At 34.7% G+C, this 8,814-nt stretch carries 6 protein-coding genes; 4 read left to right on the top strand and 2 right to left on the bottom strand.

From position 1 onward, the window contains the following. The first annotated feature begins 137 nt into the window (after positions 1–137). The 4 genes from A2255_02910 to A2255_02895 are packed head-to-tail and all read left to right on the top strand — an operon-like array spanning position 138 to position 4,687. A complete protein-coding gene (locus tag A2255_02910; protein ID OGI20554.1) occupies positions 138–1,556 on the top strand; it encodes a hypothetical protein in 1,419 nt (472 codons plus the stop codon). Continuing rightward, entirely contained in the window at positions 1,553–2,752 is a 1,200-nt protein-coding gene (locus tag A2255_02905) for a hypothetical protein (GenBank protein OGI20553.1), read from the top strand. The genes A2255_02910 and A2255_02905 overlap by 4 nt, the downstream gene beginning before the upstream one ends. A gap of 1 nt (position 2,753) precedes the next feature. Further along, complete coding sequence (locus A2255_02900) at positions 2,754–3,452, top strand: macrolide ABC transporter ATP-binding protein (GenBank protein OGI20552.1); 699 nt, start codon at positions 2,754–2,756, stop codon at positions 3,450–3,452. A gap of 5 nt (positions 3,453–3,457) precedes the next feature. Then, positions 3,458–4,687 (top strand): multidrug ABC transporter substrate-binding protein, encoded by a 1,230-nt coding sequence (locus A2255_02895; protein ID OGI20551.1) that lies wholly within the window; start codon positions 3,458–3,460, stop codon positions 4,685–4,687. 128 nt (positions 4,688–4,815) lie between these two features. Here A2255_02895 and A2255_02890 read toward each other — a convergent pair whose 3' ends face one another. Together A2255_02890 and A2255_02885 are read right to left on the bottom strand one after the other, a co-directional pair. Next, complete coding sequence (locus A2255_02890; protein ID OGI20550.1) at positions 4,816–6,639, bottom strand: hypothetical protein; 1,824 nt, start codon at positions 6,637–6,639, stop codon at positions 4,816–4,818. 181 nt (positions 6,640–6,820) lie between these two features. Beyond that, complete coding sequence (locus A2255_02885; GenBank protein ID OGI20549.1) at positions 6,821–8,713, bottom strand: hypothetical protein; 1,893 nt, start codon at positions 8,711–8,713, stop codon at positions 6,821–6,823. Positions 8,714–8,814: the final 101 nt, after the last annotated feature.

The following is an 8,814-nucleotide window of genomic DNA, read 5'->3' as shown; positions in this document are numbered from 1 at the left end:
TGACTTATGTTAGGTAATGAATATTACCTTAATTATTTATCTAGATTTTAAACCTTGCTTCACTTTTTCCAGTCATTAATAATAGGAGTACAATAAAGATAAAATCTATCTTTAAGAATAGAGAGAAAAGACCAAATATGAATTTTTTTAAAATCCTTTTTTTCATATCTTTGATTGTCATAACTTTTCAGTCTGTAAAAGCTGAAGAGATAACAATAAATAAGGGTGAAGTGCTAACCCTTGAGCGTTGTATTGATATAGCAATCAGCAAGAACCCAAATATAGATCTGGCTGATAGTACTACTAAGGTTTACGAAAGTAGAGTTGGGCAGGTTAAATCAGGTTATTTACCTCAAATAAATCTTTCTTCAGGCTATAATAGATTAAATTCTATTACTAATGTTGGAATTGATAGGGATAACAATAGCTATTCCGGGAGTGTTGGGGTAAATCAGCTTATATATGATTTTGGCAAAACTCCAACTAAAGTTAAAATTCAGGATTTAAACCTTGGTTCATCCAAATATGATTTGGATGATACGGTTATTTCTATAGCTTATAGCGTAAAACAGTCTTATTATAATGCACTTACAGCTAAAATCAGCAAGGATATACATACACAATCTATTAATCAATATGAGCAACATTTAAGGCAAGCAAAAGCTTTCTTTGAAGTGGGTACCAAGCCTAAAATCGATGTAACAACAGCAGAAGTCAATCTTAGTAATGCTAAATTAAATTATATTAAGGCTGATAACCTTTATAAAAATGCTATTGCTAATTTAAATAATGCAATGGGCATGCCGGATGCTCCTGAATACGATATAGATAATATATTTGCATTTAAACATATTGATAATAAGAGAGCTGATGACATAGAAATTTCAAGCAAATCAGGTAGTGAAAACTCACCAAGACAAGAAGACGACACTGTTTTAAAATCCAATGTGACTAAATATAATATAATCGACAATCTTACCTTTAAAAAATACTATATAGGTTTTGAAGATGCACTACAAACAGCGTTTGAGAATAGGCCTGACTTAAAATCTACTATAACAAAAGAAGAAGTAGCAAATGAATCAATTAAACTTGCTAAAAAAGATTATCTGCCTGTATTATCGGGAGCTGCCAGTTATGGACTTGGAGGAAGAGAATTTCCTCTTGATAATGGCTGGTCTGTTGGGGCAAATGTGACTATATCTGTATTTAATGGTTTTCTTACTAAGAAACAAATTGATGAAGCTAAAGCAAATTTGAATGTTGCAAAGTCCAGTGTTGAAATTTTAAAACAAAATATTTATCTTCAGGTCAAACAGGCATATATAAATCTTACTGAAGCTGAAAAGCGTATTCCTGTTGCTGAAATGACTGTAGATCAAGCTAAAGAGTATTTTGATTTAGCAAATGGCAGGTATAATGTAGGAGTTGGGAATTCTATAGAAATGCAGGATGCAGAAATAAATTATAATAATGCTCAATTATCATATGTACAGGCATTGTATGATTATAATGTAGCTCGTAGTAATCTTGAGAAAGCAATGGGTATCAAATGAAAAAAATAGCTATCAGCTTAATATTACTAGTTCTTATATCTTCCGTAATATTTTTTGTTACTAAAGATAAGAACAAGGCTCCTGAATACAAAACTGAGAAAATTACAAAAGGAGATATAGTAGAATCAGTAACAGCATCAGGTACGGTTAATCCTGTAACAAGTATTAGTGTTGGCACACAGGTTTCCGGTGCCATTAAAAACTTATATGTTGACTTTAATTCCCCTGTTAAAAAAGGTCAATTATTAGCACAAATTGATCCTTCATTGTTTGAAGCACAGGTAGAACAGGCAAGAGCAAATTTTAACAGTGCTCAGTCAAATATCTATAATGCTCAGGCAAATTTGCAGAAGATTCAATGTATTACTGATAATGATTATAAGACTTATCAAAGACAAAAAACGCTTTATGAAAAGAACTTTATAGCAAGAAGTGATGTCGACTTAGCTGAAACTACCTATAATACTGATAAGGCCCAAATAAATTCAGCTAAATCTCAGATAGGTTCAGCTCGAGCACAAATTGCTCAGGCTGCTGCCGAGTTAAGAAATAAACAGACCAATTTAAGATATACAAAAATCATCTCTCCTGTTGATGGAATTGTCGTATCAAGAAACGTTGATGTAGGGCAAACAGTTGCAGCTAGTTTTCAAACACCTACCTTATTCCTTGTTGCTCAGGATTTAACCAAGATGCAGATTGATACAAATGTTGCTGAAGCTGATATTGGAAAAGTTAAAGCAGGTCAGGAAGTTGAATATACTCTTGATGGATATCAGAATGAGACTTTTAAAGGTAAAGTCAAGCAAATAAGAATAGCACCAAATGTAGTTCAAAATGTGGTTACATACAATGTGGTTATCAGTGTAGATAATAAAGACCTGAAATTAAAACCAGGAATGACTGCAAATGTATCAATAATTACCTCGAAAAAAGGGAACATATTACTTGCGCCAAATGCTAGTTTAAGATTTACCCCATATGTAGATGATGATGCCCCTAAATACAAAGAACAGGGTCTCTGGGTATTGGAAAATAATAAACCTAAAAGATTAAGTATAAAAACAGGAATAAGCAATAGTAGCTATACTGAGATAACTTCAGTAAATATGTCTGAAGGGCTGGAAGTAATAGTTGGCAAGATTGAGAAATCCAAAAAGAAAAAAGGTGGAGATCCCAGAATGAGAATGTTTTGATATGACACTCATCGAGATAAAAGATGTTAATAAGGTTTATACAGTTGGTGATATTAAGGTTAATGCGCTTAATAATATGTCCTTAATTATCAATTCTGGTGAATTTATATCTATAATGGGACCATCTGGTTCCGGCAAATCAACTTTTATGAATATACTTGGGTGCCTTGATATTCCTACAACCGGCAAATATTTTCTGGATGGAATTGATGTAACTCGATTAAACAAAGACCAGCTTGCAAATATTAGAAACTTAAAAATCGGGTTTATTTTTCAGGGATTTAATCTTATATCAAGAACAACAGCAATAGAGAATGTTGAACTCCCTATGATTTATAAGGGAGTATCACCAAAAGAAAGAAGAAAAAGAACGCTGGAAGTTCTTAAATCAGTTGGGTTGGAAGGTAGAGAACATCATACCCCAAATCAATTATCAGGAGGACAACAGCAAAGAGTAGCAATAGCAAGAGCTATTGTTAATGATGCACCAATAATTATGGCAGATGAACCAACAGGAAATTTAGACACCAAAACCAGTTGTGAGATCATGGAGCTTTTTACGAGACTTAATAAAGAATCAAATAAAACAATCATACTAGTAACACATGAAACTGAAATTGCTGAGTACAGTCAGAGAATTATCAGGTTTAAAGATGGAAATCTTGTTAGAGATGAGGTTATTTCTACAAAAATAGGATAAAAAATATGATTGATATAATCTCTATAATAAAAATCTCGTTCAGCGCTTTAAGAGTTAATAAAATGCGCTCTGCTCTGACTAGTCTAGGAATAATTATAGGTGTTGGAGCAGTAATTATAATGCTTGCTATTGGTTCAGGAGCAAATAAACAAATATCTGAGCAAATATCCAGCATGGGGAGTAATCTGCTTATCGTATTATCAGGAGCGACTTCATCAGGTGGTGTCAGAATGGGATCTGGAACTATGCCTACTCTTACATTTCAGGATGCAGAATCAATAAAGCAAGAATCTCAATCTGTTTCTAATGTTGCACCTATATTATCAGAAGTTGGGCAAGTAGTCTTCGGGAATCAAAACTGGTCAACACAAATCACAGGCACTACTCCTGATATGCTGATAGTGAGAGACTGGTATTTATCAGCAGGAAGAATGTTCACACTTGAAGATGTCAAAAACGCTACAAAAGTCTGTGTAATAGGTCAAACTGTTGCTTTAAATCTTTTTGGAGATCTTGATCCTATTGGAAGAACTATCAGAATAAAAGGTGTCCCCTTCTTAATAATTGGTTCTCTTGAAAGCAAAGGCCAATCAGCAAGAGGGCAGGATCAGGATGATACAATTATAATACCGATCACAACGGCGCAGAAAAAGCTTTTTGGAACGCAGTTTCCTGGCATGGTTAGAATGATTATGGTAAAGGCTAAAGACTCTGAAGTATTATATGCAGCTGAAAAAGAAGTAGCAGCTATATTAAGGGAAAGACACCATATAGGGATAAATCAGGAAGATGATTTTAGTGTAAGAAACCTTACTGAAACCATGCAAATGGCACAGCAATCTTCTAATGTTATGGCCTTTCTTTTGGGTGCAATAGCTTCAGTATCTCTTCTTGTTGGAGGCATAGGAGTTATGAATATAATGCTTGTTTCTGTAACCGAGAGAACAAAAGAGATAGGTATTAGAATGGCAATAGGAGCAAAAATATGGGATATTAGGCTGCAATTTCTGATTGAAGCTCTAATTTTATCAATGGCAGGAGGTATAGCAGGTATAATTATTGGGGTTGCCGGGGCGAATTCACTTGGTTCTGTTGCCGGATGGGCTATAGAAATCTCTCCTATGTCTATACTACTATCATTTAGTTTTTCTGGAATAGTCGGAATATTTTTTGGATTTTATCCGGCTTACAAAGCATCATTGTTAAATCCAATTGATGCATTACGGCATGAGTAAAAAATATTCAAGAGTTGCTAGTTTTTTGTATTAAGGAAGCAGCCTACAAAAATCACAAAAGATTTTGATGAAAAATCTTTTGTGATTTTTTCCGCAATATTGATGTCTTTATTTCCCAAAATTAACTATCAAAACCCAGGAAAGCCTGGATCGTTTGTGGTGAATCCCGGATTGCCTGATGTAAATGATGGTGCTGAATCAACAAAATTAGGGTCTGTAGTTGAAAACGGAGCTTGTGTTGTTAAAGTATAGTCATATGAAGTAAAAATCTCATCAGCTGTTTGTGTTGTGCTCATTTTTACTACCAGAAGATCATAGGATGATCCATTATGCGAATAACCAACTATATTTAGCATTCCTTGATTTAACTTGATTCCTTGAAAGATATCTTCCCCATCATCGGTTGCATTAAATCTTTTATCCCAGATTATATCTCCACTTGAATCCAGTTTTAATATTGCTGCATCATTAGCACCAGTAAATGAATGGCCAGTAACATAAATATTTCCTGTGGAGTCTACCTCTATACCTTTACCATAGTCTTGATCATGATCCGTAGCGTCATACATTTTTTGCCACAGAACAGTACCATTTAAATCCATTTTTACAACTGTAAAATTACGAGCATTAGGCCAGCCTTCTTTAGTGCCTGGAATATAAATATTTCCATCATGAATTACAATAGATCCACGATTATGGTCTCCATCAGAGTGATACCTTTTAGCCCATTGTAAAGTACCCGAGGAATTCACTTTAATCATTACAAGATGATCAAGATCTGAATACCCACTAACATAAACATTTTCTTGATCATCTAATGTTATTCCATATCCTTGATCATCGCTATCAGTATTAGAGGCGTTAAATCTTCTTTGCCACAAGATGCCACCATTAGAATCCAGTTTTAATATGAATATATCGTTATTAGCGCTAGCAATTTCTCCATTATATGTTTGTCCAGTAACATAAATATTTCCATCATTTATAGCTATTCCCCATCCTATATCGGTACCTGAAGAGCCATTAGGTTTGAACCTTTTCTGCCAGACTAATCCCCCATCCGAATCTAGTTTTATTACTGCTACATCAGTGTTACTAGCTGAACCTGACTCACCAGTAATATAAACATTGCCACCATCATCTAATGCTATAGCGTATCCCAAGTCATTTTTAGCTGCATCTGAAGAGTGATATTTTTTCTGCCAAATTATACTTCCATCCGTGCGTAATTTCATCGCCACTAGGCTAGAAACTGAGCCATCACCTGTTTCTCCAGTAACATAAATATTTCCGCTATCATCTAATACTATACTTGCTCCATTAGCATCTCCACAGCTATCAAGTTCATCAAGGGAAGAATTGAATCTTTTTGCCCATTTGCAGCTAGTAACCCCATTAACTCTACAGGCTGTATTGAATCCAGGATTGCAACAGGTACCATCGATTTCAGATACTATGTTGGCATAACCCTTATTGTAATAAGATTTAATTATATCTTCTATTTTTATTCTACCGTTATTGGCATCATTCACTAACATATTTAAATAATAATGCAAGTCATCGCTAGATCCACTTACATTACAATTAGCTATATCTTTTTGACAACTTTTAATGAAATACTGGCAGGCATCCTGCCCCCCCTGATCACAAACCTCTCTTAATATAGTTTTTGCTGCTGTTTGTTCATTAGTTGAGCCATGGTCTGCATAGAAGCCCAATGTTTCACAGGCTTTATTCTGTGAATACTTACAGCGTTTAATTGCTTCTAAGCATGAATCAGATCCAGGATCTGCCGCCAATTCTGCCTTTGCACAGGTAATAGCATAAGGATCTTGCCCATTTGTACCTATTTTAAGTTTGAATAAAGGAAATATTGCAGCAAGCAATATACTACTCATTGCTAATACAAAAAGCATTTCAGATAAAGAAAGCCCATTAAGTCTTTTTTTCATGAGTTCGTCCTATATTATATGGCTTAATCAAGTAGTATATAGGCTTTTAATAAATTAAGATCTAAGTGATCCCAGCAATTTAAAAATTATGTACTAATTTTTTCATATATTAAGAACCGTGTCAACTTTTGAATAGAGGCTTTTTTGTACTTATTTGAGTGCTACTTATGTCTTATATAAATCAGTCAAAGGCAGGGAAACCAGGGCTATTTGTAGTAAATCCTAGATCACTGGAAGTAAACGATGGGGCTGAATCTATAAAATTAGGATCTGTAGTCGTGAATGGAGCTTGTGTTGTCAGGGCATAAGTAGTAGAGCTAAAAACGTTATCACTTGCTGTTTGTGATCTATTCATTCTTACTACAAGGAGATCTTTTAAATTAGCACCATTATTTGAATAACCAACTATATTTAGCATGTCTCTATGTGCTTTCATACCTTGAAACATATCCCCTTCATGGTTAGTTGCATCAAATCTTTTATCCCAGACCATATTTCCATCGTTATCCATTTTTAATATTGCTGCATCATCATTACCGGCAGCGTTTATCGAATGGCCACTAACGTAAATATAGCCAGTGTGTTCTTCTACTGTTATATCTATACCATAATCATCACCATGATTACTGGCATCATATTTTTTACGCCATATGACAGCACTATCTGTGCCTATTTTCATTACTGTTATGCTGGTAGCATTAGGCCAGTCTCCTTTACTACCTGTTAGATAAAGATTCCCATAATATAATACCATCCCCCCGCGGGCTACATCCGCGTCAGAACTATATCTCTTGGCCCATTGTCCGGTACCGGCAGCATTAATCTTGATAAGTGCTGCATTATTATAACCTGCATCATTATCAAATGAATAACCGGCGACATAAACATCTTCATAATCTTTATCTACTATTATTCCATATCCTCGCTCGAAGCTGTTGGTATTAGAAGAATTATACCTTTTTTCCCATATAACACCTCCGGTTGAATTTAACTTTACTACGAATATATCATAAATTGCGTCAGCAACTTCGTAGTTGTCTGTTATTCCGGTAATATGAATATTTCCATTTTGTACAGCTATTGCCCATCCTTTATCTGTTCCTGTAGAGGCAGTAGGTTTAAGTCTTTTTCCCCACATTAAATTTCCGTTTGGATTTAGCTTTAATACTGCTATATCAGTGTTGCTAGCGGAAGTTGATTCTCCTGTTACGTAGACATTACCACCAGGATCTACAGCTATTCCATACCCACGGTCGTTTTTAGTTGTATCTGAAGAGTGATATTTTTTCTGCCAGGCTATATTTCCATCTGTTAGCAATTTCATAACAAGTATGCTTGAAACAGTACCATTATTTGTAGAACCGGTAACATAAATATTTCCGCTGCCATCTAATGCGATGCTTGAACCAACGTAGTTGTCGGTTTCATCATTTTTATGGTTAGGAGAGTCGAATCGTAAAGCCCAGGGACAAGTGGTACATGTGGGTGGTGGGCCTCCACCTCCACATGAAGTGATCCCTTTAATAATACATGCCGTATAAAGATCGGGACAGCAAGTATAGCTATCAACTTGATCAGTTATATTTGAGTATCCATAGTTATAAAAATTTTGAGCAATGTCTATAATTTTTAATTTACCTGAGTTAATAGTATCTACAGGAAGATTTAAGTAATAACGCAAATCATTATCACCAGCAATATCACAGGTGGAGTTATCATCTTTACATCTATTTGCAAAGTATTCACAACCCCTTTTGCCTCCTTCATCGCACACTTCTTTTAATATTGATCTTGCAGCAGTTTTCTCATCTACACTGCCTTCTTCCGCATAATAGAGCAATGTATCGCAGGCATTATTCTGGTCTTGTTTACATCTTTCAATGGAACTAGAACAGGCATCTGATTCAGGATCCCCAGCTTGCTCTGTTACTACGCAGGTAACAGTAGATAAATCTATGCCTTTATGCCCTTTTTTAACTAGCATTAAAGGGAGCGTCATAACAAATATGATACTGACTAACATCAATGATAGTAATACTTCAGCTAAAGAAAACCCACTAAATCTTTTTTTCATAAACTTATCCTGTATATATGGGTTAATAAGAATATACAATTGCGATTAGACTTAAGTGATCACAGCAATTTTAAAATATATCTTAATTTTTTCATATATTA

Source organism: Candidatus Melainabacteria bacterium RIFOXYA2_FULL_32_9, assembly GCA_001784615.1.
Classification (GTDB): Bacteria; Cyanobacteriota; Vampirovibrionia; order Gastranaerophilales; family UBA9579; genus UBA9579.
The sequence above is the reverse complement of the archived record's forward strand: the minus strand, read 5'-3'. Positions and strand labels throughout refer to the sequence as shown.